Annotated in this window: 20 protein-coding genes and 1 tRNA gene; 11 read left to right on the plus strand and 10 right to left on the minus strand. The window is 69.6% G+C overall.

Features of this window, described 5'->3' with window-relative positions; genetic code table 11:
- Positions 1-49: 49 nt before the first annotated feature.
- The gene (locus tag Pla163_RS00495; RefSeq protein ID WP_145181930.1) at positions 50-1,210 is read left to right on the plus strand and encodes a glycosyltransferase family 4 protein; all 1,161 of its coding nucleotides are present in this window, start codon (positions 50-52) and stop codon (positions 1,208-1,210) included.
- A gap of 277 nt (positions 1,211-1,487) precedes the next feature.
- The gene (locus tag Pla163_RS00500; protein ID WP_419186156.1) at positions 1,488-3,059 is read left to right on the plus strand and encodes a B12-binding domain-containing radical SAM protein; all 1,572 of its coding nucleotides are present in this window, start codon (positions 1,488-1,490) and stop codon (positions 3,057-3,059) included.
- Between the two features lie 514 nt (positions 3,060-3,573).
- Here Pla163_RS00500 and Pla163_RS00505 read toward each other — a convergent pair.
- Positions 3,574-3,650 (minus strand) — tRNA-Arg (locus Pla163_RS00505).
- A 118-nt stretch (positions 3,651-3,768) separates the two neighbouring features.
- Between Pla163_RS00505 and Pla163_RS18535 the strand changes: the two genes are divergently transcribed.
- From Pla163_RS18535 to Pla163_RS00540, 7 genes are all read left to right on the plus strand, one after another.
- Positions 3,769-4,770 carry a hypothetical protein gene (locus tag Pla163_RS18535; protein WP_419186157.1) on the plus strand — a complete coding sequence of 334 codons (1,002 nt, stop codon included), beginning with the start codon at positions 3,769-3,771 and terminating at the stop codon, positions 4,768-4,770.
- Positions 4,771-5,321: 551 nt separating this feature from the next.
- A complete protein-coding gene (locus Pla163_RS00515) occupies positions 5,322-5,954 on the plus strand; it encodes an RNA polymerase sigma factor (RefSeq protein ID WP_145181937.1) in 633 nt (210 codons plus the stop codon).
- 173 nt (positions 5,955-6,127) lie between these two features.
- Positions 6,128-6,955, plus strand: coding sequence for a hypothetical protein (locus Pla163_RS00520; protein ID WP_145181940.1), 828 nt, complete (start codon positions 6,128-6,130; stop codon positions 6,953-6,955).
- Entirely contained in the window at positions 6,952-8,184 is a 1,233-nt protein-coding gene (locus Pla163_RS00525; RefSeq protein ID WP_145181943.1) for a hypothetical protein, read from the plus strand. Before Pla163_RS00520 ends, Pla163_RS00525 begins: the two co-directional genes overlap by 4 nt.
- 364 nt (positions 8,185-8,548) lie before the next feature.
- Positions 8,549-8,923 (plus strand): response regulator, encoded by a 375-nt coding sequence (locus Pla163_RS00530; RefSeq protein ID WP_419186158.1) that lies wholly within the window; start codon positions 8,549-8,551, stop codon positions 8,921-8,923.
- 195 nt (positions 8,924-9,118) lie between these two features.
- Positions 9,119-9,700: a hypothetical protein gene (locus Pla163_RS00535; RefSeq protein WP_145181950.1), complete on the plus strand. Its 582-nt coding sequence runs from the start codon at positions 9,119-9,121 to the stop codon at positions 9,698-9,700.
- A gap of 209 nt (positions 9,701-9,909) precedes the next feature.
- On the plus strand, positions 9,910-10,371 hold the full coding sequence (locus tag Pla163_RS00540) for a hypothetical protein (protein WP_145181954.1): 462 nt from the start codon (positions 9,910-9,912) through the stop codon (positions 10,369-10,371).
- A gap of 116 nt (positions 10,372-10,487) precedes the next feature.
- Here Pla163_RS00540 and Pla163_RS00545 read toward each other — a convergent pair whose 3' ends face one another.
- From Pla163_RS00545 to Pla163_RS00570, 6 genes are all read right to left on the minus strand, one after another.
- Positions 10,488-11,318, minus strand: coding sequence for an NAD+ synthase (locus Pla163_RS00545; protein WP_145181957.1), 831 nt, complete (start codon positions 11,316-11,318; stop codon positions 10,488-10,490).
- Positions 11,315-12,280, minus strand: coding sequence for a nitrilase-related carbon-nitrogen hydrolase (locus tag Pla163_RS00550; RefSeq protein ID WP_145181960.1), 966 nt, complete (start codon positions 12,278-12,280; stop codon positions 11,315-11,317). The genes Pla163_RS00545 and Pla163_RS00550 overlap by 4 nt, the downstream gene beginning before the upstream one ends.
- An 11-nt stretch (positions 12,281-12,291) precedes the next feature.
- Complete coding sequence (locus Pla163_RS00555) at positions 12,292-13,302, minus strand: AAA family ATPase (RefSeq protein WP_145181963.1); 1,011 nt, start codon at positions 13,300-13,302, stop codon at positions 12,292-12,294.
- The gene (locus Pla163_RS00560) at positions 13,299-14,018 is read right to left on the minus strand and encodes an HAD family hydrolase (RefSeq protein WP_419186159.1); all 720 of its coding nucleotides are present in this window, start codon (positions 14,016-14,018) and stop codon (positions 13,299-13,301) included. The genes Pla163_RS00555 and Pla163_RS00560 overlap by 4 nt, the downstream gene beginning before the upstream one ends.
- Positions 14,019-14,142: 124 nt before the next feature.
- Positions 14,143-15,573, minus strand: coding sequence for a sensor histidine kinase (locus Pla163_RS00565; RefSeq protein ID WP_145181969.1), 1,431 nt, complete (start codon positions 15,571-15,573; stop codon positions 14,143-14,145).
- A 5-nt stretch (positions 15,574-15,578) separates the two neighbouring features.
- On the minus strand, positions 15,579-16,259 hold the full coding sequence (locus Pla163_RS00570; protein WP_145181972.1) for a response regulator transcription factor: 681 nt from the start codon (positions 16,257-16,259) through the stop codon (positions 15,579-15,581).
- A 240-nt stretch (positions 16,260-16,499) separates the two neighbouring features.
- On the opposite strand from Pla163_RS00570, the gene Pla163_RS00575 reads away from it, so the two are divergent.
- The gene (locus Pla163_RS00575) at positions 16,500-18,539 is read left to right on the plus strand and encodes an LTA synthase family protein (RefSeq protein WP_419186160.1); all 2,040 of its coding nucleotides are present in this window, start codon (positions 16,500-16,502) and stop codon (positions 18,537-18,539) included.
- A 73-nt stretch (positions 18,540-18,612) separates the two neighbouring features.
- Positions 18,613-19,287: a methyltransferase family protein gene (locus Pla163_RS00580; protein WP_419186161.1), complete on the plus strand. Its 675-nt coding sequence runs from the start codon at positions 18,613-18,615 to the stop codon at positions 19,285-19,287.
- A gap of 42 nt (positions 19,288-19,329) precedes the next feature.
- On the opposite strand, the gene Pla163_RS00585 is transcribed toward Pla163_RS00580, so the two are convergent.
- From Pla163_RS00585 to Pla163_RS00595, 3 genes are all read right to left on the minus strand, one after another.
- Positions 19,330-19,575 carry a hypothetical protein gene (locus Pla163_RS00585; protein ID WP_145181979.1) on the minus strand — a complete coding sequence of 82 codons (246 nt, stop codon included), beginning with the start codon at positions 19,573-19,575 and terminating at the stop codon, positions 19,330-19,332.
- A 160-nt stretch (positions 19,576-19,735) separates the two neighbouring features.
- Positions 19,736-20,731, minus strand: a complete 996-nt coding sequence (locus Pla163_RS00590) for a histone deacetylase family protein (protein WP_145181982.1) — start codon at positions 20,729-20,731, stop codon at positions 19,736-19,738.
- A 173-nt stretch (positions 20,732-20,904) separates the two neighbouring features.
- The gene (locus Pla163_RS00595) at positions 20,905-22,755 is read right to left on the minus strand and encodes a hypothetical protein (RefSeq protein WP_145181985.1); all 1,851 of its coding nucleotides are present in this window, start codon (positions 22,753-22,755) and stop codon (positions 20,905-20,907) included.
- Positions 22,756-22,966: the final 211 nt, after the last annotated feature.

Raw genomic sequence — 22,966 nt, forward strand, 5'->3', positions numbered from 1 at the left:
GTGCTCGGGACCGAGTGGGCGGTAGTCTGTGGAGCCAGCCTCCTCCCCCATGCGCGTCCTCATCACCTCCCCCGTCTTCCCGCCCGACCTCGGCGGGCCCTCGGTCTACGTGCCCAGCTTCGGCCGCTTCATGGTCGAGCGCGGGCACCACGTCGAGGTGGTCGCCTTCTGCTCGGACCCCGAACCGAAGGGCTACCCGTTCACGATCCACGCGATCTCGCGCGGGCGGCTGGCGGTGCGCTACCTGAAGGCGTTCGTCGAGGTTTGGAAGCGGGCCAAGGGCATGGACGTGGTCTACGTCCAGGAGCACCTGGCGCTGCTGCACGTGCTGGCCGCCAAGCTGCGCGGTGTGCCCTGCGTCATCCGGATCATGGTGGACGGCGCCTGGGAGATCTCGCACCGCAAGGGGTGGATCGACGGCGACAACATCGTCGTGTTCGAGACCAAGACCTACGGCTTCAAGGTCAAGCTCACGCGCTTCCTGCAGAAGCGCTGGTGGAACTGGTGCACGCGGCTGATCTCGTGCTCGGAGTTCCTGCGGCAGATCTGCGTGCAGCGCTACGGCCTGCCCGGCGACAAGGTCGTGAAGATCTTCAACGCCTACCACGGCCAACCGCCCGACGAGGCCCCCGCCACGCGCGAGCTCGCCTGCGAACAGCTCGGCCTCGACCCGTCGAAGCGCTACGTGCTGACGATCTGTCGACTGATGGTGTGGAAGGGCGTGGACGGGATCCTGCGGGCGATGCGTGAGCTGCCCGACGACGCCGTGCTGCTGATCGCGGGCGACGGCGACATGGAGGAGGAGTGGAAGCGGCTCGCGGGGGAGCTCGGCCTCGGAGATCGGGCGCGCTTCCTCGGCAACGTGCCCCACGCGCAGATCCCCGCGTACATCCGGGCGGCGGACGTCTTCGTGCTCAACTCCGAGTACGAGGGCCTGTCCCACACGCTGATCGAGGTGGCCGCGCTCGGCACCGCGACGGTCTGCACCGGCGTGTGCGGCAACCCGGAAGTGGTCGAGGACGGCGTCCACGGGTTCTGCGTGCCGCCGAAGGACCACGTGGCACTGGCCGATGCGATCGGCAAGCTGCTCGCCGACAAGGAGTTGCGCGAGCAGTTCGCCGCACGCGCCCGGGCCGACTCGGGGCGATTCTCCCGCGAGGAGACCTTCGCACGGGTGGAACAGGTCCTCACCGAAGCCGCGGGCCGCTGATCGCGTCCGGGTCGTCGCTCGCGACCGCGCCGCCGCCGGGGCGGACTCCCACGCCAATTGCCGGGCCAGGTTCCGCGAGGCTTCTATACTTCACCGAACCGTCCGCGGTCGATGGCCGTCGGATGGACACCACCCGGTGCACGGCCCCGGGTCCGCTCGCTCCCCGCCCGGGGAGCGCGGATCCGTCCGGAGACGGCACCCACCCCACCCGCGCCCTGCGGACGCCCGCCGATCGGTTTCGGCCTGCGACCGCACCGCGCGGGGAGCGAGCAAGCACATGAAAGTCCTCTTCATCAACGAGTACCTGCCCCAGGAGATGCTGGGGATGATGTGGCTCTCCCGCGCCATCAAGGACGGCGGGCACGACGCCAAGGCACTCTTCATCCCCGACAAGCAGTGGATCGAGAAGCTGAAGGAGTACGCCCCCGACGTGGTGTGCTTCTCGGTGACCACGGGCATGCACCTGTACTTCGCGGATGTCAACCGCAAGGTGAAGGAGATCCTGCCGGACGTGCACACGATGGCCGGCGGTCCGCACCCGACCTTCTCGCCCGAGTACCTCGAGCAGGGCGACTTCGATTCCGTCTGTCGCGGTGAGGGCGAGGGCGCGATCGTCGAACTGCTCGACAAGATGCAGGCTGGCGAGGACTTCCGCGAGACGCTCAACTTCTGGTTCAAGGACCGCGAGACCGGCGAGGTCACGCGCAACTGCCAGCGCCCGCTGGTGCAGAACCTCGACGACCTCGGACACCCCGACCGCTCGATCATCTACGACGCGGGCGCGATCTACCGCAACTCGGACCGCAAGGTGTTCGTCACGCAGCGTGGCTGCCCGATGAACTGCTCGTTCTGCTTCCACCACGCGTGGAAGAAGAAGGTCTACGACGCGAAGAACAAGGAGTACACGCGCAAGCGCTCCGTGGACCACGTGATCGCCGAGATCAAGCAGGTCCAGGCCGAGTACCCGCTGAAGTTCGTCCACTTCCTGGACGACATCTTCAACCTGCGGAACGACTGGCTCGAGGAGTTCTGCGAGAAGTACCCGAAAGAGGTCGGTCTGCCGTTCGACGTCATCCTGATGGCGAACATGACCACCGAGAAGCACATCGAGATGCTGAAGAAGGCGGGCTGCGTGTACGCGCGCATCGCCATCGAGGCCGCCTCGGACTACGTGCGCAACGCGGTGTTCCGCAAGAACACGACGCGTGAGCAGCTCACGAACTCGGCCCGCTGGGTCAAGGAGCACGGCATCCGTCTCGGCACGCTGAACATGCTCGGCGGTCCCGGTGGAACGATGGAGGACGAGCTCGACACCCTGCGGCTCAACATCGAGTGCGGCGCGGACCACCCGCTCGTCTCGATCATGCAGCCGTACCCCGAGTTCGACATCGCCGACATGACGAAGGACATGGGGTACGCGGTCGCCGGCTACGACGACTTCCCCGAGAAGTTCAACCGTTCGTCGTCGATCGAGTTCGAGCACAAGCGCGAGATCGAGAACCTCCACAAGCTCTTCCCGATCGTCACGCGCTTCAAATGGATGATGCCGGCCGTTCCGCGGCTCATCAAGATCCACTGGATGGCCAAGCCGTACCTGGTGATGTACATGCTGTTCAGCGAGTACATGGTCGCCGAGCAGGCCAAGCTGTACGCCAAGGCCCAAGGTCTCTCCGGCCCGCGCTACTGGGCGCCGGTGGACTTCACGATCCGCCTCGGCACCAAGGGCGTGCTGCGCGTCTATGCCCGCCTCGAGAAGATGTTCGAGCGCTTCGGCAAGAAGCAGACGGCCAGCCAGGCGGCGCTCAAGCTCCAGATGGGCGACGAGCGCGTCATGGCGCACATGGACTGAGTCCGGAGCGTCCGCGCGCCCGACTCGCGCCTCGCTCGGACAGCCCGAACGAACTCGGCCCGATCGCTCCTGCGGTCGGGCCGAGTCCGTTTCGGGCGGGTTGGTGGGACGGACGGGCAGCCACGCCCCGAGCCGATCTCCGTTCCCGGGGCCAGGCTTCGCAGGTGGTGAGCGGCCTCCCGCGGCCCCGGTCCCGCTCGCCGGTGGTCGGCTCGGCGTCCTGCGACCCCGCCGGGCACGATCGGCCACGTCGAGTCCCAGGTCCGAGGGTCGCTCAGGACCATCACCGGCGGACGAGGACCGTTCCCCAGGGGCCCGCACGGCACGTGGGCCGGGGCCGTACCGCCCCAGCGGGTCGTCGCGGCGGGCCCTCGGTCGGGCCAGTTCGACCCCGGGGCAACGAGTCGATCGAACGGCGGTCCACCCGTCTCGCGTCGCCTGCCCGCACAGACGGAAGTTTCGTTCCGCGCGAGACTTGGAGGCACTCGACACGGCGCCGACGGGGGCGGTGGAGTGGTACGCCCGACAGGATTCGAACCTGTGACCTCTTGCTCCGGAGGCAAGCGCTCTATCCAGCTGAGCTACGGGCGCGCGGAAGCCGCCCAGTCTGCTCAGCCGCCCCCACGCCAGCAAGCATTCCCCGTCCGTTACCCACACGGCCAGCTGGCGTATGGCTTACACTCACGAGGCTGGCTTTCAGTCCCGCACCATGACCACCCACCCGACCGCAACACGACAGACCCGCTCCTGGGTCGCACGTCCCACTCCTGGAGCGGCCCGACGGGCGCTCGGCGTGGCGTCGCTCGTGGTGAGCGGATTGGTGACGGCGGCCGCCGCCTCCTGGACCTGGTCCGTGGCCGCGGCCGACGAGGTGAGCGCCACCGCGATGGACCCGACGCTCGACTCCGACCACGACGGCGTCGTCGACGTGTTCGAGCTGATCATGGGCACGAACCTCGCCAGCGCCGACACCGACCAGGACGGCTGCGGCGACGCCGAGGAGATCGCCCGCCTGTCCGACCCGCGCGACCAGTACTCGCTGCCGGAGTCGGACGACACGCACCTCGGTCAGTACGCGTTCGTCGCGGACGACACCTTCCACCTCGTCACGCTCACCTACCTGCCGTACGCGATCGTCGACTGGCACGGCTTCGATCTGCGGCTGGGCTTCAAGAACACGGCGGGTCAGGTCGAACTGATCCCGCAGGTCTACCAGCAGTTCGCGACCGTCGCGTTCATCCCTGGTGCGGTGACCAACTCGCTGATCGTCAAACTCGAGATCAAGGTTCCTGCTTCACTCTTCGAGAACATCGGACCGTTCGCCTTCTTCGCGACGCTGAGCACCCAGCCCGGAACGGCTCCGAAGACCGCCGCTGCCACGAACATCGAGCAGGTGGCCGGCGTGTTCGCCGCGGTCGAGAAGTCCACGACCTCGGTCGTGGCGCCGCGCAACTACTGGTCCCAGAACGGTTCCGGCCCGAGCCTCTCCATCCGCCCGATCGTCGTGTCGGACGAAGTGCCGGTGGCCTTCACCATCGGCCAGATCTGCCTCCAGTCGACCACCGAGGTCGGCTACTCGAACGGTATCGTCGAGCTCTTGATCGACAGTTCGAGTTGTGAACCCGCGGACGCGTACTGCAGTCCGAATTGTCCGTTCGAGGCGGGGAACACCAAAGAGCTGGCGGACCCCTTGGCGCTGATCGGCGGCTGACGGAACGTCGGCGCTGCGGAAGCGCCAAGGCGTGCGCCAGCTCCTTGGTGTTCATTGCTGCTGGCCCAACGGCTGGCGCCGTTGGCGCGTCCAAGGAGTTTGCGGACCGGTTGGCCTTGATCGGCGGCTGACGGAACACAGGTGTTGCGACCGCACCGGGGTCGACGGCCGCGGTGCGCGGCTGTTACCCATGTGCCCGGACAGGTCCACCGGCGACGGGTCCCTGGGCACGGAAGCGAAGGCCCTGCACCGAGGGCGATGGAGAGGCTCCGGCTAGAAGATTCGATCGGTCACGGACGGTCCAGCTCGGACCGGGCACGCGCGAGGTCGGTCGCCCACCGCTCGGAGCCCGAAGAGAGCTCGAACGGCCTCGCTCGGGTGGAAACCCTTTCCACCCGGGCCACAAATCCGGTGGGGTGGAGGTGTAAGTGGCGCCCGGCGGGCCGCTTGTGGACTCCTCCCAACCTGGAGGAAGCCCCTATTCTGCTCGGAACCCACGGCGAATCGGCACCGTCCTATGTGCCTGCTGGCGCCTCCTGCGTCCCTTCGACATGCCGACCGAACCCTCCATCGACCCCGACCGTGCCCTGGTCGAAGCCTGCCAGGTGGCGCTCGCCGCCGGCACGCCCGACGGGCTCGACGGTCCGTTCTCGGAGCTCTACGGCCGGTTCTCGGACCGGGTCTACAACGTCTGCTACCGGATCACGGGCAATTCGACGGACGCGCTCGACGCATCCCAGGAGACCTTCGGAACGGTCTGCCGAAAGGTTGGCGACTTCCGCTTCCAAAGTCGTTTCTCCTCGTGGGTGTACCGCATCGCCGTCAACGCATCGATCGACCTCCGTCGCCGCAGTCGCGCGCGGCGTGTGACGTCCCTCGACTCGGCCCGCGAGGACGAATCCTCCGAGTCGGTCAAGTTCGACGTGTCCGACGACTCGATCGAGATGCCGATGCACAGCGCTTCCCGTCGCGAGCTCGAAGGCGAGATCCAGCGAGCCATCTCGCGCCTGAGCCCGAAGCTGCGCGCCATCACGGTGCTGCGCTACGTGGAGAGCCTCTCCTACGACGAGATCGCGGAGACCCTGAAGATCTCGCTCGGCACCGTGAAGTCGCGTCTCGCCCGAGCCCACCGCGCGCTCGACCGGGAACTCACGCCGCTCCTCGACAAGCACTACCTCGGATGACGCCCCTCGACCTCGAGTGCGCCCAGCCGTTGGCGAGTGCGCCCACCAACGAACACCTCCGACTCCGGAAGATCGGTCGCGCCGCTGGCGTGCGCCATGGAGTCGCCTTGCCGGCTGCGGCCCTCTAGGACCTCGCCGTCCGAGAGCCTTCGCGGCCCCCTCCCACACGTTCCATGCCCTCTCTCGATCACAACGACCCCGACGAGCGCCCGCTCGAGCCCCAGCGGCTCGCGCGTCTCGAAGCCCTGCTCGCACAGGGACTCGAGCGTCGTCACGTTCCGTCGGAACTGAGCGACCGCGTGCGCTCGATGCTGTCGAGCGACGAAGCCGGCGAGGCCGAGCGCGTGCGCTCGATCGTCGCGCACCTCGATCGCCACCACGCTCCCGCCGAGTTGCGCGACCGCGTCGCCGCCACCCTGCGGTCGGACGACGCCGAACTCGAGCGCCGCGCCGCGCGCCTCGAGTCGTGGCTCGCGCCGATCGCGGCGCCGGACGAACTGCGTGAGCGGGTCCAGCTGGAACTGAACACCGAGCTTTCGGTCGCGAGCGCTCTGCGTGGACTCGAGCGCCAGCGCGCGCCCCACGTGCTCGAACGCCTCGTCGACGAGGAGATTCGCGACGACAAGGCGGTCGCCAAGCGCTTCGTGGGCTCGCTGCCCAAGCCGGGTGCTCCGCGCGACCTCGATCTCGTGGCGCGTTTGGCCGCCGAGGATGCCCGCCGTTCGAACGCGAGCCCCGGCGTGGTCCTGACGGGCCCCTGGCGTCGCGCGATCGCGGCGGCCGTCCTGCTGCTCGCGACCGGTTCGATCGCGTGGGTCGTCATCGATGGCGACGGCACCGAGCCGATCGAACGACCCGCGTTCCGCCTCCAGGGGCGTCAGGTGGCATCGATCGACGAGTTCCACCCGATGGCGCGCGGCCTCGCGGAGGGACTCGGAGTCCTCGACGGGAACGGCACGCTCAGCGACGAGTCCAGGACGACCGATGGAGGAGGGCGATGAGCGCCTCCAACAGCGACCGGATCTCGGGTCACGGCGGCAGCGGTCCTGACCGCAGTGCGCGCACCCTCACAGGCGCTGAGCCGGCGGGAGTTCCTGGCACGCGTGGGCGCGCGACCTGGCGTCGTGCGATCCGCGACCTCGGACTCGGCTGCCTCGTGGCGCTGGCGACCACGGCGTGCTCGCCCGGTGGAACCCAGATCGCGCCCCAACACCTGGCCGCGGCGCAGGACGCGCTGACATCGGTCGCCGGCCTGCCGGACGTGGTGGCGCACACCGGATTGCGCCGCATCCGCTCCACACGCGACCTCTTGAACGATCGCGTGAGCGTCACCGAGTTCCGCGAGCTCGTGCAGGTCGCGCACACCGGCGATTTCTCGCTCGAGTGCACGGAAGTCATCAGCTCGCCGCTGGCGGATCCGACGGCGTTCATGCTGCGGCAGAACGCGCGCGAGGGCTTCATGCACCGCTACCGCGACTTCCGGATCCACGACGCAGGCCTGCTGCTCGAGAACTACGTCGTGCTGCAGTTCGTTCAGAACCACCAGGTGGCGGGGCGCGACTGCTTCGTCGTGCAGTTGGAACGCCGCGACGATCCGCGCCGCACCGAGCCGATCATCGGCTGGGTGATCGCGGTCGACTACCAGTCCGGCCTGATCCTGCAGTGGGAGCGGACGGCGAACGGAGAGGTGACCGACGAAGGCGTCTACGAGTCGATCGCACTCGGACCGCCGCGCACCCTGGTGCCCCACGTACCGGGGAACGCGGAAGAGATCATCACGCCGCACAGCAATCTCGACGCGCTGTTCGACTTCCGTCCGACGACGCCGATTCTCCTGCCCCGGGGCTTCGAGCGCATCGAACGGGCTCGGGTGGTCGACGGACGCGGTCGGCCGTGGCTGAAGGAGACGTTCACCGACGGCATCGAGGTGGCGTTCTTCCTGTACCGCGAAGAGCCGGCGGATCCGCTCACCGTCGCGCTCGGTGGCAAGCTCGGGCACGCCGCGACGGGAAACCGTTCGCAGATCGGCAGCGCGGCATCGTCGGTCGCGGGCAGCAGCCTCGGCGCTGCGACCGCCGCACCCACGACTCCGCCGACCGCAGAGCTGATCTGGGCGGAGAACGGGGACGTCGGGCTCTCGCAGCTGACCGATGGCCGTCGCACCGGCATCGTCGCCGGGCGCGTCGGTCGCGACGATCGCCAGTTGATGCTCGAGGCCGCGCTCTTCTAGGGCGGCCGGCTCGGTCGGGCCCGGGGGGGGTCCATCGGTGGTGGACGTTGAGGCGTCCGTCGTCGCGGCGTCGGTTCCGTGACCGCGTCCTGGCCGTTGCGCAGGGCTGTGGGCGATGCGCGCAGACCGTGATCGCAGACCGTGATCTCAGGCCGTGGAGCGCCCACCGATTCGGGTCTCACCGGGCCACGCGACGGCGATCGGAGCGCCTCGGGGAACCGGCCGCGGCGCCGTCCGTCCAAGAGCCGGCGCACGTGGGTCCTGACCACGGCGCCGGCGAGGGGGAGGTCTCTCGCGCGAGATCGGGCCGTGGGGCCCGTGCTCGTCCTTCAGCCCGATGCGACCTCCGACCGAAGTCCACGCCATGCGCGCTCTCGTCATCGACGATTCCCGGGCCATCCGGATGATCCTCGCCCGGATCCTCTCGGACGCAGGCCTCGTCGTCCTCGAAGCCGGCACGGCGGAAGAGGCACTGGCCCTGGTCGAACGCCAGGGCCCCTTCGATCTCGCGATCGTGGACTGGGACCTACCCGCCCTGGACGGCTTCGAGCTCTCCACGCGACTGCGCGAGTCCGAGTTCGGGCCGCGCTGCATCGTCATGACCCTGCCCAGGGACCGCGACGACCTCGTGGCTGCCGCGAACGATGCGGGGGCCGACGAGCACCTGACCAAGCCCTGCATGCGGGCCGGTGTCGAGACCTTGCTCGATCGCTTCGGGCTCACGCGCCGTTCCGCCTGACGGGTCCCGGCCGGCCGCTGGCTCGGTCGCGTTCGACCGCCGCGGGACCCGGATCGCCCTGCGAGCAGCGCACTTTCGCGCCATCGGGCTCACGCTGCGTCGCCGGGCGGCCGATCCCACCGTGCGAGGCCCAGCCAGCACCCGCCGCCGAGCGATCGATGGGGGAGGGCTGCCCGTCCACTCGACCGCTCTCCGATGCCGACCAGCGCGACCCCCAACACCTCTCCGGCGACCGCCGCGGAGGCGAAACTCACGATCCCGATCCTCGAGCGCGTGGTCGACGACCTGGCGATGATCGTGGATCGCAACTTCACGATCTCGAAGGCCCAGGTGTCCCGGATCGACCGGCGCGCGGCGGGCAAGGACTGTGTCCACATCTCGTTCAAGCTGCGGTTCGACGTGGACGGTGAGGACCGTTTCGGCGCACTCCTCGTACCGCTCGCCGACGCCATCGGGCTGGCCTCCTACCTGATGATGATGACGGACCAGGGCGTGGCGGAGCACCGCGGCGACACCGAGCTCGACCAGTCCATGAAGGACGGCATTCTCGAGGTGGGCAACTTCGTCGGGGGCGCCGTCGACGCGATCGTGCGCGAGAGCCACGGCGGCTCCGTGCGCGTCAAGTCGCACGGCTGTCAGGGCGTGCGCCCGAACGTCCGCCCGGCCTTCCCCTTCAACGAAGGGGACCCGCTGCTCCTGGTCTCCGCGACCGCGCAGCTGCACACGTTCGACCCGTTCGAGATCCTGCTCATGCTGCCGGAACTCGACCCGGCCTGAGCGATTCCCGGCCGGCGGCGCGAGTTCGGTCGACTCCGCCCCTGGTCGCCGTTCCACCCTGTGTGGAAAGAAGTTCCGACCGTCGGCCGAGCGCGCGCGTGCCCGCTCGGAACTTGCGATTCCCCTGTGCCCGACCGGTCGTCGGGGTAGGTTTGATCGAGCCCGGAAGACGGGACTCATCCGAACCGCCCAGATCACGACGACGACCGATGAGCGAGCACCGCGACGAGAACGAGTTCACCCAGGCCGACCTGGATTCCCCGGCCTACCGCCAGCGGTTGATGCGCAAGCTCAACTGCCTGATCGCGGTCCTCGAAGTGGCCTGCGCCAAGGTCCGTCGGTCGCTCGACGGCCCCGGCGCCGACGTCGAGCGTCTCGAGCGCATCAAGAGGAACCTCTCCGAGACCCTCGAGGTCTGCCGCAAGGCGAAGTCGGCTCTCGAGCGCCGCGAGCGCCTCCCGGAGAACCTGCCGATCCAGCTGCAGGACATCGCGTCCTTCGACCCGCAGGAAGGCGGCAGCCGTCCCTTCGAGCCCCGCGTCTACCGCGGCCCGATGATCGAGATGACCTCGTCCGACGAGATGGAGCGCTTCCAGCGGATGGGCCCGATCGCCGACAGCGAGATCCTCGCGACCGACTTCGACGCACTGGCCCGCGAGCTGCAGAACTAGTTCGACTGGTCCATTCGGTCCGCCGTGAACGAGGGCGGGCCCGAGAACGCGCGAACGCCGCCTCCGACCTGGCCGGAGGCGGCGTTCGCTCGTTCACGACGGGGCGTCGCCGCGTCTCACGACATCCAGTCGCGCAGGTAGCGGAAGTCTTGGTTGATGGTCCGGTAGCCGAGTTTCGCGATCACCGGCGGGCGACGCTTGTACTGGTTGCGGACGACGCGCTGCACGATCGAGGACACGACGGTCTCGTCGAACCCCTCGGCCACGAGGTCGGCGCGTGTGTAGCGCCGGTCCACCAGGCGGTACAGGATCCGGTCGGCGAGGTCGTACGTGAAGCCCAGGTCGCCCTCGTCGGTCTGCCCCTCCACGAGGTCCGCGGACGGCGGCTTCTCGAGCACTTCGCGCGGAACGCCGAGGTGTGCGGACAGCTGCACGACCTGGTGCTTGTACAGGTCGCCGAGCGGATTGATCGCGTGTGCGGCGTCGCCCCACTGCGTCGAGTACCCGAGCAACATCTCCGTCTTGTTGCTGGTGCCCACGACGAGTCCGCGCCACTCGACCGACAGGTCGTACAGGATGGTCATGCGCGCGCGCGCCATCACGTTCCCGCGCCGCGTGCCGTCTTCGACCGCATTCGGTTCGATGTACCCGTCGACCATCCGCGAGATGTCGATCAGCCGTCGTTCGACGCCGTAGCGATCCGCGGTGAGGATCGCGTGCGCCTCGCTGTCCGGGTTCGAGGTGCGGTAGGGCATCAGTACCGCCAACGTGTTCTCCGGCCCGAACGCCCGAGCGCACAGGGCGAGCGACAGCGCGGAGTCGATCCCGCCCGAGAGCCCCACGACGGCGCGTTCCATGCCCGCGCTGCGGACCTCCTCGCGCAGGAACGACACCAACAGGTCCGTCGCCAGCGGCAGGTCCAGATCGAGTTCGTGCGCCGTGCTCATTCCTCGTTCTCGTCGTCGATGGCGTCCAGTTCGGGATCGACGTCGATGTCGGGGTCGTCCGACCAGTCCTCGTCCCAGTTGCCGTCGAGGTACGACTCGAGGTCGGAGGCTCCGAAACGGCGCTCGAGTTCGCGCTGCAGCAGCCACGGCTTCGAGTCGCGCAGCAACGGCGTCATCGTGCGCTGGGCGGAGAGGTCGCGCGCGCTGAGCACGCCGTCGAGACAGCCTTCCTCGATGCTCTCGATCCGCGCGAGCCGCGTGCCGTCGGGCCCGTACACCGCGCTGTAGCCCGAGAAGCCGATCCCGTCCTCCCACCCCGTGCGATTCGCGTACAGCACGTAGCACGTCGTCGTCATCGCATGCGTCGCGAGCAGGCGGTCCCAGGCGGCGACCGAGGCCAGGCCGCCTTCTTCGGAGGCCAGGACGCCGCGCGCCGGACTCGCGCTCGGCACCACGATCAGGTCCGCGCCGTCGAGCATGTGCAGGAACGCTCCGTCGGTGTGCCAAGCGTCCTCGCACGTCAACAGCCCGACGTCGGCGCGCGCGCTGCGGACCACGTCGTAGTGCTCGCCGGCCGCGAAGTCGCGCCCCTCGTCGAACATGCCGTAGTGGACGAGTTGGACCTTGCGGTGCACGTGCACGAGGCGGCCGTTCTCGAACCAGCCGACCGCGTTGTAGCAGCGCCCGTCGCGCGCGCGTTCGACGAAGCCGGCGACGACCGCGGTGCCCTCGCGCGTCGCCTCGGCGATCCGCTCGAGCTCCGGAGCGCCGAGTTCGAGCGCGACCTCGGGCACCTGGTCCTTCAGGAAGTAGCCCGTCAGCGACAGTTCGGGCAGCACGAGCAGGTCGACCTCGTCCGCGCGCGCGGCGGCGATGCGCGTCAAGTGGTCGTCGAGGTTCGCGTGCACCGCGCCGAGTGCGGGGTTGGTCTGGCAGAGGCGATAACGCAGGTCGGAATTCATCGTGGGGCGCCTCAGGCGGAAGCGTGTTCGAGCAGGAGGCGCGCCAGATCGTCGGTGGCGACGCCCTGAGCTTCGCCCTCGTAGTTCAGCACCAAACGGTGGCGCAGTGCGGGCACGCACGCGAACGCGAGATCGTCCTCGTCCACGTGCAGGCCGCCGCGCACGAACGCGTGCGCGCGCGCGAGCCGCATCAGCGCCTGCCCGCCGCGCGGACTCGAGCCGTAGCGCAGGTTGGTGCGGATCGCGTCGGGCGCGTGTTCGTGGTTCGGATCGGACGCGAGCACCATCCGCGCGCAGCGCCGCACCAGATCGGACGGCACGGCGATGCGCTCGGCCAGCGCGCGGGCGCGTCGCACGGAGCCGTGGTCGAGTCGCGCCTCGAGCGCGGGCACGGCGCCGCCGGTCGTCGTCTCGAACACGCGCACCAGGTCGTCCTCGCCGGGCGTCGGCAGGATCAGCTTCGCGAGGAAGCGGTCGAGCTGTGCCTCGGGGAGGGGATAGGTCCCCTCCATCTCGAGCGGGTTCTGCGTCGCGAGCACGATGAAGACGGGATCGAGCGGGTGGGTCTCGCCGTACAGCGTCACCTGCCGCTCCTGCATCGCCTCGAGCAACGCCGACTGCGTGCGCGGTGTGGCGCGGTTGATCTCGTCGGCCAACAGGACCTGGCTGAAGATCGGGCCGCGGTGCTGGACGAAGCGTCGGCGACCGTTCTCGTCCTCGTCGAGCACGCGCGCGCCCAGGATGTCGCCGGGCATGAGGTCGGGCGTGAACTGCACGCGCTGGAAGTCGAGGCCGCAGCTCTGTGCGATCGAGCGCGCGAGCGTCGTCTTCCCCAGTCCCGGAGGGCTCTCGAGCAGAACGTGGCCATCCGCGACCAGCGCGCACACGATGGCTTCGACCACGTCGCGCTGACCGAGAAGCACCTGCTCGAGGTCGCGCCGCAAGCCCGCGAACGCCGCGACGAGCCCGTCCAGCTCGGCTTCGAGGTCGGCGCCGCCCGCCGCTGTGGTTTCGTCCTTCATCGCACTCGTTCGGTGATCCGGTCCAGCAGCGCCACCAGTCCGGCGGCGCTCGCCACATGGTCACCGCTGCGAGGGCCGGGGTCCATGGTCGTGTCGACCGCGCCGGGGTGACGGACGTGGACGAACTCGCAGCCGGCCTCCCGCGCCGCTCCGTCCAGGTCGACCCGATCGCCCGCGTGGCACAGTTCGGACGGCAGGACGCCCGCCCGCTCGGCCGCGAGCAGGAAGGCGCGGGGGTCGGGCTTCTCCACGCGGTCGAGCGCGGAGCAGACGACGAAGTCGAACGCGCCGTCCAGACCGACCGCGGCCAGCACCCGGGGCAGGCGCGCGCTCCAGTTCGACAGCACGCCGACCCGCAGGTCCAGAGCGCGCAGACCTTCGAGCAGCCGCTCGACGCCCGGGAAGAGGCGGAAGCTTGTGGGGGACTCGAAGCGTTCGAACAGCCGTTCGGTCACCTCGGGGAGTCGCTCGGCGCCGAGGCCGAGGTCGACCGCGAAGATCTCGGCGATGAAGCGCTCGAACCACGGGTCGCTGTAGCGGAACGCGCCGTCGAGTTCGCGCGGGAGGCGAGCGTGAGCGCCGCGCATCAGGCCCTTCATCCGCGCGGCATCGACGTCGAATCCCTCGCGTCGCGCCTCGCTCGCGTAGATCTCGAAGCGCGGCGGGACTTCGGTCAGGAGCGTGCCTCCCAGGTCCAACGAGACGGAGCGAATCATGGAGCGTGCCCGTGCGAGAGGTCGAGCGCCTGCGGGTGCCCCCGTCGGGTCGGTCGACCGTTCCACCGCCGTGGGTCCGTGGCGGCATCGTACGAAACGGCGCATTCCAGCCGCGGTTCGCGCGTCAGCGTCGTTCGTCGCCGTCGAGCGCGAGCGGCAGGTCGACCGTGAAGCGCGCACCTCCCGCCGGTGACCGGTCGACCTGGATGTCGCCGCCGTGACAGCGGGCCGCCGTGCGCGCGAGCGCCAGCCCGAGCCCGTATCCCGCGCGCGCTCCGTCCGGCACCGCGCCCATGTGGAAGGCTTCGAAGATCGCGTCGCGCTCGGCCTCGGCCACACCCGGTCCCGCGTCGTCGACGAGGATCCGCAGGCCGTCGCCCGACCGCTCGAGGACGAGTTCCACGGTGGTCGAACTCGGCGCCCAGCGGATCGCGTTCGCCACCAGGTTCCGCACCATCAGGACCAGCGCCTCGCGGTCGCCGAGCAGCTCGCAGTCGCCGGAGACTTCCAGATCGAGGCGCACCTTCCGGCGCCGGGCCTCCTCGCGTTCCTGTGTGAGCCGGATCGAGACTTCGGCGCCGAGGTCGAAGCGCTCGCGCCGCGGCAACGACTGTGAGTCGCGCAGCGCGGTGAGCGTCATCAGGTTGTCGACGACGAGCGCGAGCGAGCGCAGTTCTTCGAGCTGCGAGCGCACCAGGCTCTCGTACTCGGCCTCTGGGCGGGGACGCAGGAGCGCCACCTCGGCCGACGAGATCAGGTTCTGCAGCGGGGAGCGCAGTTCGTGCGCCAGGCCCGCGGTCAGGAGCACGTTGCGCGAGTGTTCCGCGCGCATCGCCTGCACCGAGCTGCGGAACGCGTCGACCACGTGACGCACCTCCTCGGGCGCGGACTGCGGAGCGTGCAGCTCCGACGACTCGTCGAGGCGCGCCGCACCCGCGGACTCGGCGATCTGCTCGAGCAATCGCGCCAGCCGGTGTGCCAGGAGCGAACCACCGAGGATCGTCGCGACTCCGCCGAGCAGCGACAGGAGCAGGAACAGCGCCTCCGTCCGGTGCAGGTCCGAAGCTCGCGGCGCGCCGTCGACGGCGAGCTCGGCCACGAGCGAGCGCTCCTCGACCGAGCCGTCCTCCATCCTCACGCGAGCGTCCACGGTGCCCGAGAGGCGGCGCATCGAGTCGCTGGCCGCGCGCCCGCTCCTGTGCTCGGGCGTGGTGTCCACCGGCCACCGCTCCGGCGGGATCGAGCCGCGCGAGAACCACGGCGGTCCCAGGTCGCCGTTCCGGACTCGGACCCCCATGTGGAAGCCCGGGTGCGCCAGTTCGAGCGAGCGCGTGATCGCGATCAGCTCGGACTCGTCGACGACCGAGCGCGAAATGGCGACTCGCAGTTCGGCCAGCTCCTCGACCACGAGCGAGTCGAGTTCGCGCCGCAGCGTGTCCTCGACGAACCACGACATGAAGACGCCGCCGATCGTCAGGAGGAGCGCGACGCCGACGACGAACCACAGCACGATGCGGCGGCGCAGACTCCAGGCGCGCGGCATGCGCTTCACCACGGGCGTCACTGCGGCGTCTCCCGCGCCAGTCGGTAACCCTCGCGCACCACGGTCTCCACGAGGCCCGAGCACGTCGGCCCCAACTTGCGCCGCAGGCGTGCGATGAAGACCTCGACCACGTTCGTGCGCGGGTCGAAGTCGATCTCCCACAGTTCGTGCAAGAGCTCGGCCTTCGAGAAGACGCGCTCTGGCTCGGAGAACAGGAGTTCGAGGAACGCGTGCTCGCGCAGGCTCGTGTCCAGCGTTCGCCCGTCGAGCTCGACGCGGGGCCGGTCGCGGTGGACGACGAGACCACCGATCGTGAACGGAGCGCGCTGGCCGCGGCGCCGGACGACGGCGTTGATCCGCGCGACGAGTTCCATCAGGGCGAACGGCTTGACCATGTAGTCGTCCGCGCCCAGATCGAGGCCGCGCACGCGATCGTCGACCTCGCGCCGCGCCGAGAGGTAGATGACCGGCGCGTCGAACCCGCCCGCCCGCAGCCGCGCGAGCGCTTCCCAGCCGTCGAGGTCCGGCATCATCACGTCGAGCAGCAGCACGTCCGGCCGCGCGCTGCCCGGGTGCAGGAGGTGCTCGACACCCGCGGTCGCCGAGGTGAAGGTCTCGCACTCGTGCCCGAGCTCCGACAGGCCGCGGCTCAAGGTAGCGAGCAGAGCGGCGTCGTCATCGATCAGGCACAGGTGCATGGCTTCGTGGCGGGACGAGTCCTGTGCGCTAGGAGCGCCGGACGAGCGCCCGGTCGGCCAGGGTGCAGCACGGCGCAGGCTTCCACCAGTGCTCGTCGACCCGTTCGCGATTACAGCGGCGCGAGGAGCTGCGGCTTGCAGACCCGTAATGCCGTGGGGCGTGAAGGGTCGGTCAATCTCGTTCCCGCGACGGGGGAACTCCGCGGCGCTGGACCGGCGACCCTCCCCGACGACCACCCCGTGACCCTGATCGATCAGCCCCCCGCTCCCGCGACCGCGCCGGGTAGGACCACCGCTCGCGCCGGACTCCTGACGCCGCACCTGCGCTTCCTGCTGCTGGTGCTGGCGGCGACGAGCCTCTCGCGACTCGGTCTGACCATCTGGCAGACGCACCGGATCTCGGGTCTCACGGACGTCTGGAACATCGTCTCGGGCGGCCTGCGGATGGACCTGTTGATCCTCAGCTACATGCTGGCGCCCGCGTTCGTGATCGCGCTCGTCGCGGGCGGAACGGGAACTGTCGGCCGGTGGACCTCGCGCGTCCTGCACGTCTACTTCGTGCTCGCGACGGTCGGGTTCCTGTTCCTCGAGATCATCACGCCGGCCTTCATCATGGAGTACGACAGCCGCCCGAACCGGCTGTTCGTCGAGTACCTCGTGTACCCGGTCGAGGTCGGATCGATGCTCCTGCAGGGCTATCGCCTCGAGATCCTCATCACGACGGTGCTCTCGACGATCGCGACGCTGGCCGCGTGGAAGCTGTTCTCGCGTGTGACGCGCCCGACCACGAACACCGGCGTCCTCGGCCGCATCGGCCTGTTCCTGTTGGTCGCGCCGCTGATCTTCCTCGGCGCGCGCTCGAGCTTGAAGCACCGCCCCGCCAACCCCAGCTCGGTCGCGTTCAGCCAGGACCACCTGCTCAACGAACTCTGCCTCAGTTCGTTCTATTCGGTGGCCTACGCGGTCGATCAGATGCAGCACGAGGCCGACGCGGGCGAGGCCTACGGCCGCATGTCGGGCGGGGACGAAGAGGTCTTCCGCCTCGTGCGCGAGTCGATGACCACTGTTCCGGCCGAGGCGTTCGTGGCAGGTGAAGTACCGACGCAGCACCAGCACGACTCGTCGGCGCCGCGCACGAAGCCCTACAACCTCGTGATCCTGCTCGAGGAGAGCCTCGGCGCGCAGTACGTCGGTGCGCTCGGCGGCGAGCCCGTGACGCAGTTCCTCGACACGCTCCAGGACGAGGGCTGGTGGTTCGACAACCTGTACGCGACGGGAACGCGTTCGGTGCGCGGCATCGAAGCCATGGTTTCGAGCTTCCTGCCGACGCCCGCGCGTTCGGTCGTGAAACTCGGCATGTCGCAGACGGGCTTCTTCACGATCGCCGACTATCTGGGTCGCAAGGGCTATCGCACGCAGTTCATCTACGGCGGGGAGAGCCACTTCGACAACATGAAGAGCTTCTTCTCCGGCAACGGCTTCCAGGAGATCATCGACCAGGACGAGTACGAGAATCCGAAGTTCGCCGGTTCCTGGGGCGTGTGCGACGAGGACATCCTCGACAAGACGCACGAGATGCTCATGGCGCGCGGCGACGAGCCGCTGTTCACACTCGCGTTCAGCGTGTCGAACCACTCGCCCTGGGAGTACCCGCAGGGCGACTTCGAGCTCTACGACGAGGACCCCGCGACCGTGCGGAACACCGTGCGCTACGCGGACTACGCGCTCGGGCAGTTCTTCGAACGCGCGCGCACCTCGCCCTACTGGGACGACACGATCTTCGTGATCGTGGCCGACCACGACTCGCGCGTGTACGGCGCGTCGCTCGTCCCGATCGAGCACTTCCACATTCCCGCGGTGATCCTCGGTGGTCCGGTCGAACCGCGCCGCGACGGTCGCATCGCCAGCCAGATCGACCTGCCGCCGACGCTCATGTCGTTGATCGGCGTGTCGGGCGTCCACCCGATGATCGGCACCGACCTGACCAAGTTGCCGGACGACGCCGAGGGCCGCGCGATCATGCAGTACGGCGCGAACCAGGCCTACATGGCGGGCGATCGCGTGGTGGTGCACCAGCCGCGCCTGCCCGCGTCGCACTTCACGTGGACCGGCAGCGCGCTCGTCGAACGCGCCGCGGACGACGAGTTCGAACGGACGGCACTGGCCCACGCGCTGTTGCCGTCGATCCTCTACAAGCGCCGGATCTACCACCTGCCCGAACCTGGAGCACTTGGATCGTCCGGAGCCGTGCACGCCGCAGAAGCCCGCGTGGAGCGCTGATTCGATGACCTACGAGAACGACATGCGGCGGGCGGGCGACCGACCGTTCCGCTGACAGAGCTACGTCCCCCTGGTGCTTGTGGCGCTCGTCGCCGTCGAACTGCGCCACTTCCACTGGCCGGACGGTAGTCACCACCTCGATCACGTCTGGGAGTGCGTGTGTCTCGTCGTCGGAGGCATCGGGGTCGCCATCCGCGCCCATGTGGTCGGCCACGCGCCGGCGGACACCTCGGGGCGCAACACGGAACGCGGCCAGGTTGCGGCGGTGCTCAACACGACGGGCCTCTACTCGGTCGTCCGCAACCCGCTCTACCTCGGCAACGCGTTCATGTGGCTCGGCGCGGCGATGTTCGTGCGCGACTGGCGCATCGTGCTCGTCGCGACGATGGCGTTCCTCTTGGTCTACGAGCGCGTCGTCATGGCCGAGGAGCGCTTCCTCGTGGAGAAGTTCAACGGCCCCTACGGTCCCCGGGCCGCCGCCACGCCGGCCTTCTGGCCGCGCTTCTCGGGCTATGTGCGGCCGAACCTGCCGTTCTCGCTGCGCAACGTGCTCGAGCGCGAGTACGGCGGCACGTTCGGCTTCGTCGCGGTGCTCTTCGCCTTCGAGATCGGCGGCGACTGGTTCTACAAGGGGGAGTTCCTCGTCGACCCGATCTGGGTCGGACTCATGGGCTTCTCCACTGTGGCGTACCTGACGCTGCGCACGCTCGAGAAGCACACGCGCTACTTGCACGTGGAAGGTCGCTGAGCGCGCGGGTGGCCGGCGCGCCATCCGCGGCCACCTTGCGCGCTATTCGTCGACGCGCGTCAGTCGCTGCAGCAGCGACTCGATCTCGTCGACGAGCGGCTCGGTGAAGTCGGCGCCGAAGTCCATCTCCAGCACGTCGATCTCTTCGAACGTGTAGCGGCCCGAAGCGGGGTTGTACGGAATGCCGTACTCCCACTTGCTGCCGTCCGTGGCCCAGATGGTGAGTGCGATCTGGGTGTCGCCCTCGACGGGCTCGAGGGTGTGGCGGTCGACGTCGTAGCTGGCCATGGCGTGCTTCTGGTGATCCGTCGGATCGGTGGGGCGAGGCGATCCGGGTGAGATCGGTGGGGAGGGCGCGGGCGGTCCGGCGATGGGTGTCGGGGCTGGCGCGTCGAGCAGTTCGTGTCGGGCAGTTCGCGAGCCGGCAGGGGGGGCGGCAGCCGGCATGCTACCGCGTGCGGGCGTCGCTCGGCGCACCGGGCACGTCCCCGTTCACATCGACGTTCCCGTCGGTGTCGCGGTTCCGGGGGCGGGTCGGTCCGTCGAGCGTCGCGAGGGCGGCGGCCTCGCGGTGGGTGTTCGCGTAGGCCGCGATCGTGTCCTCGATCGGATCGGCGTAGCCACCGCCGAGCGTCAATACGACCGGGAGGCCTTCGCCGCGAAACCGACCCAGCGCCGTTCGATCCCGCTCGCGCACGCCGTGGAGCGACAGGTCGAGCCGCCCGAGCGTGTCCGTCCCGAGCACGTCCACGCCACCCTGGTACAGCACCAGGTCCGGCTGCGAGCGCTCGAGCGCCTCGTCCAACGCCCGCTCGAGCGCCAAGAGGTACGCCGCGTCACCGGTCCCGTCGGCCAGGGCCACGTCGAGGTCCGAGACCTGCTTGCGCGCCGGGAAGTTCCTCGCGCCGTGGATCGAACAGGTGAACACGCGCGGTTCGTCGGTGAAGAGCGCGGCCGTCCCGTCGCCCTGGTGCACGTCCACGTCGAACACGAGGACGCGGCGGGCGCGGCCCGTGTCGAGGGCTCGTCGCGCGGCGACGGCGAGGTCGTTGAAGACGCAGAACCCGCTGCCGAAGTCCGCGTGGGCGTGGTGGGTGCCGCCGGCGAGGCTCGCTCCGAGGCCGAATTCGAACGCGCTCTCGAGGGCGACGAGTGTGGCGCCGACGCTGGCGAGCGACCGCATGACCATGTCCTGGGACCAGGGGAAGCCGATGCGTTGGATCGCCTTGCGGTCGAGCGTGCCGCCGAGGAAGCCCTGGACGTACTCGGCGTCGTGCACCGCCATCACGTCGTCGATGGCGGCCGGCTCGGCGGCCACCAGCTGGTCGGCGCGCACGATGCCTTCGCCGAGCAGCAGTTCGCGCAGCGCCGCGTACTTGCCCATCGGGAAGCGGTGCTGCTCGGGCAGCGTCACTTCGTGGTGGTCGCAGGTGGCGATGCGCATGGGCACGGTGGGTCGGGCGCAGGTCGTCGCGAAGGCGCGGTCGCCTGCCGTGGACGAGCGGGCACGCGGCGCAGCGAGGAGCTCGCGCTGCAGCGAGTTCGCGCAGAACGTCGACGCAGATGCCCTCGCTCGACCCGCCGCGGCGCACGCGAACGCGCGCCGCGGCCGGACCACTACCGCAGGCCGTCGAGCACGCTCAGCGACCACAGCGCCATGCCGGTGCCGTAGGCGCGGCCGATCTCGTGGCTGTCCACGAAGCAGCCGTCGAACTCGGGCAGGGCGAGGATCTGCTCGCGCGCCTTCGACGCGAGCCGGCGGCGCGCACCGGCGTCCTCGAGGTTCGCGATCGCCTCCGCGCGCCCGCGCAGGCCGTACCAGAAGAAGAACCCGCCGTAGGCGTGGAAGCGCGTGTGGTCGTCGTACTTGCGGATCTTGAACAGCGGCTCCTCGTGCTCGAACGACGCCTGGATCGCCGCGAGCAGCCGTTCCTGCGAGCTGCGGCCCCACTGCACCAGCGCCAGTTCGCACAGCGGACCGCGCGCGACGCTGGCCTCGACCGCCGCCCGAGCTTCGCGCCGCGGCATGCCGTAGGTGAACGCGCCGTCGGCGGTCCGACAGGTCTCGAGGGCGTCGAGCGCGCTGTCCACGACCGCGCGGTCGACCGTCACTCCGTGGCGCTTCACGTCGTGCAGCGCGACGAGGCACGAGGCGGTGACGAAGGGGTTCGGGTACTCGTGGTACCAGGGTCCGCCTTCGCCCTGCATCTCGACCAGTTGACCGGCGATGCGTTGGGCGGGGGCGAGCGCCCAGGACTTGGCCTCGAGGTCGCCGTCCATGCAGGCGGCGAGGAAGCGCAGGCGGTACAGGTGCGCCCAGATCTGCTCGTCGCTGTCGGACGGATTGATGTTCGAGTCGTCGAGGAGGTAGCGACGCGCCAGGTCGAAGGCGGCGCGCGCGGGTTCGCTCCTGTGGCCGGCGTGTTCGAGCGCGATGCCGCAGACCGCGCTCACCGCCACGTGCACGTTGGGCAGGCCGTCGGTGCCACCGAAGTCGTAGTACGAGTCCTCGAAGCCGCCGGCGTCGTTCTGCAGTCCGCGCAGGAACTGGATGCCGGCGCGCCAGACCTCGGCCGCTTCGAACGCGGACGCCGACTGCGTGCCGCGGCCGGGTTGGGCGAGGACGCTCGCCTTCAACGGACCGTAGACCTCGAATCCGCGCAGGAACGGGCCGTGACCCTCGAGTTCCATCGCGACCTTGTGGGCGAGCGGGTGGTCGGGGTGCTTGGCCATCAGCTCGGTCCACAGCTCGCGGCCCCAGGCGTCGTTGCCGGCCTGGTGCGCCTGCACGCCGAAGAGGAACAGCAGCTCGGGCACGATCTCGCCGCCGATCGCCGCGCGCATCGCGACCCGTTCGACGCGCGTGCCGGACTCGAGCGCCTGCGCCAGCGCGGCACCGGTCGGGAAGGACTTCAGCCGTTCGACGGTGACCGATCCCGGCAGGTCCGAGTCGATCGGCGTGCGCCCGACGAACGACTCGAGCGGCTGCAGGAACTGGCGCGGGTGGAAGGTCGTGATCTGGTCCACGCGCCACGCTTCCGAGCCGTCCGCCGCGAGCACGAGGTAGCCCGGCTCGATGAACTCGACGCGCTCGAGCCCGAAGCGCTCGTTCAGCTCCTTCGTGGTCTCCGCGCGCACCGGGACGTACGCGGCGTTGAGCAGCTCGATCGTGCGCGGCCACGAGAACGGGCCGGCGAGCATGTAGCGATCGACCTCGACCTTGCGATCCATGAACGTCCCCGCGACCGACGGCACGTACCAGAAGACGGGCTTGTCGGTGCGCGCGGCTTCGGCGATGGCCTCGTCGATCGACGCGCGCCATTGGATCGCTTGGCCGGCCTTCGCCGCCATGGCGCTCGGTTCCGCGCGGATCTTGCGGGTGGAGTTCTCGCCGTCCTGGGCGGTCGCGGGCGGCAGGAAGGTGAGGGCGAGGACGGCGACGAGGACGAGGCGCAGGGCGGTTCGCATGGCGGAGCGGTGGGGCGGGGTGCGGAGCGGTCCGTCGGGCGAGGACCGGCTCCGCATGCTACGCCGACGTGCGACGAGCGCGGGTCGGCCGGTGAGTCGGAAGCCGCCGGGTCCCGCCACCCAGCGATCGTGCGGGTCGGTCGAGCCCGCTTGCCGTGTTCCTTCCGCCCTGCCCGTCGATCGGCGCCATCCATCGGCGGGCCCGGGCCCA

The organism is Rohdeia mirabilis (assembly GCA_007750655.1).
Lineage (GTDB): Bacteria > Planctomycetota > UBA1135 > UBA1135.

Excerpts from the sequence above, each read along its gene's own strand:
- Pla163_RS00520 (WP_145181940.1), top strand. The coding sequence starts at position 6,128 with ATGCCCTCTCTCGATCACAACGACCCCGACGAGCGCCCGCTCGAGCCC.
- Pla163_RS00500 (WP_419186156.1), top strand. The coding sequence starts at position 1,488 with ATGAAAGTCCTCTTCATCAACGAGTACCTGCCCCAGGAGATGCTGGGG.
- Pla163_RS00535 (WP_145181950.1), top strand. The coding sequence starts at position 9,119 with ATGCCGACCAGCGCGACCCCCAACACCTCTCCGGCGACCGCCGCGGAG.
- Pla163_RS00545 (WP_145181957.1), bottom strand. The coding sequence starts at position 11,318 with ATGAGCACGGCGCACGAACTCGATCTGGACCTGCCGCTGGCGACGGAC.
- Pla163_RS00585 (WP_145181979.1), bottom strand. The coding sequence starts at position 19,575 with ATGGCCAGCTACGACGTCGACCGCCACACCCTCGAGCCCGTCGAGGGC.
- Pla163_RS00560 (WP_419186159.1), bottom strand. The coding sequence starts at position 14,018 with ATGATTCGCTCCGTCTCGTTGGACCTGGGAGGCACGCTCCTGACCGAA.
- Pla163_RS00495 (WP_145181930.1), top strand. The coding sequence starts at position 50 with ATGCGCGTCCTCATCACCTCCCCCGTCTTCCCGCCCGACCTCGGCGGG.
- Pla163_RS00550 (WP_145181960.1), bottom strand. The coding sequence starts at position 12,280 with ATGAATTCCGACCTGCGTTATCGCCTCTGCCAGACCAACCCCGCACTC.
- Pla163_RS00530 (WP_419186158.1), top strand. The coding sequence starts at position 8,549 with ATGCGCGCTCTCGTCATCGACGATTCCCGGGCCATCCGGATGATCCTC.
- Pla163_RS18535 (WP_419186157.1), top strand. The coding sequence starts at position 3,769 with ATGACCACCCACCCGACCGCAACACGACAGACCCGCTCCTGGGTCGCA.
- Pla163_RS00515 (WP_145181937.1), top strand. The coding sequence starts at position 5,322 with ATGCCGACCGAACCCTCCATCGACCCCGACCGTGCCCTGGTCGAAGCC.
- Pla163_RS00540 (WP_145181954.1), top strand. The coding sequence starts at position 9,910 with ATGAGCGAGCACCGCGACGAGAACGAGTTCACCCAGGCCGACCTGGAT.
- Pla163_RS00595 (WP_145181985.1), bottom strand. The coding sequence starts at position 22,755 with ATGCGAACCGCCCTGCGCCTCGTCCTCGTCGCCGTCCTCGCCCTCACC.
- Pla163_RS00555 (WP_145181963.1), bottom strand. The coding sequence starts at position 13,302 with ATGAAGGACGAAACCACAGCGGCGGGCGGCGCCGACCTCGAAGCCGAG.
- Pla163_RS00590 (WP_145181982.1), bottom strand. The coding sequence starts at position 20,731 with ATGCGCATCGCCACCTGCGACCACCACGAAGTGACGCTGCCCGAGCAG.
- Pla163_RS00570 (WP_145181972.1), bottom strand. The coding sequence starts at position 16,259 with ATGCACCTGTGCCTGATCGATGACGACGCCGCTCTGCTCGCTACCTTG.
- Pla163_RS00525 (WP_145181943.1), top strand. The coding sequence starts at position 6,952 with ATGAGCGCCTCCAACAGCGACCGGATCTCGGGTCACGGCGGCAGCGGT.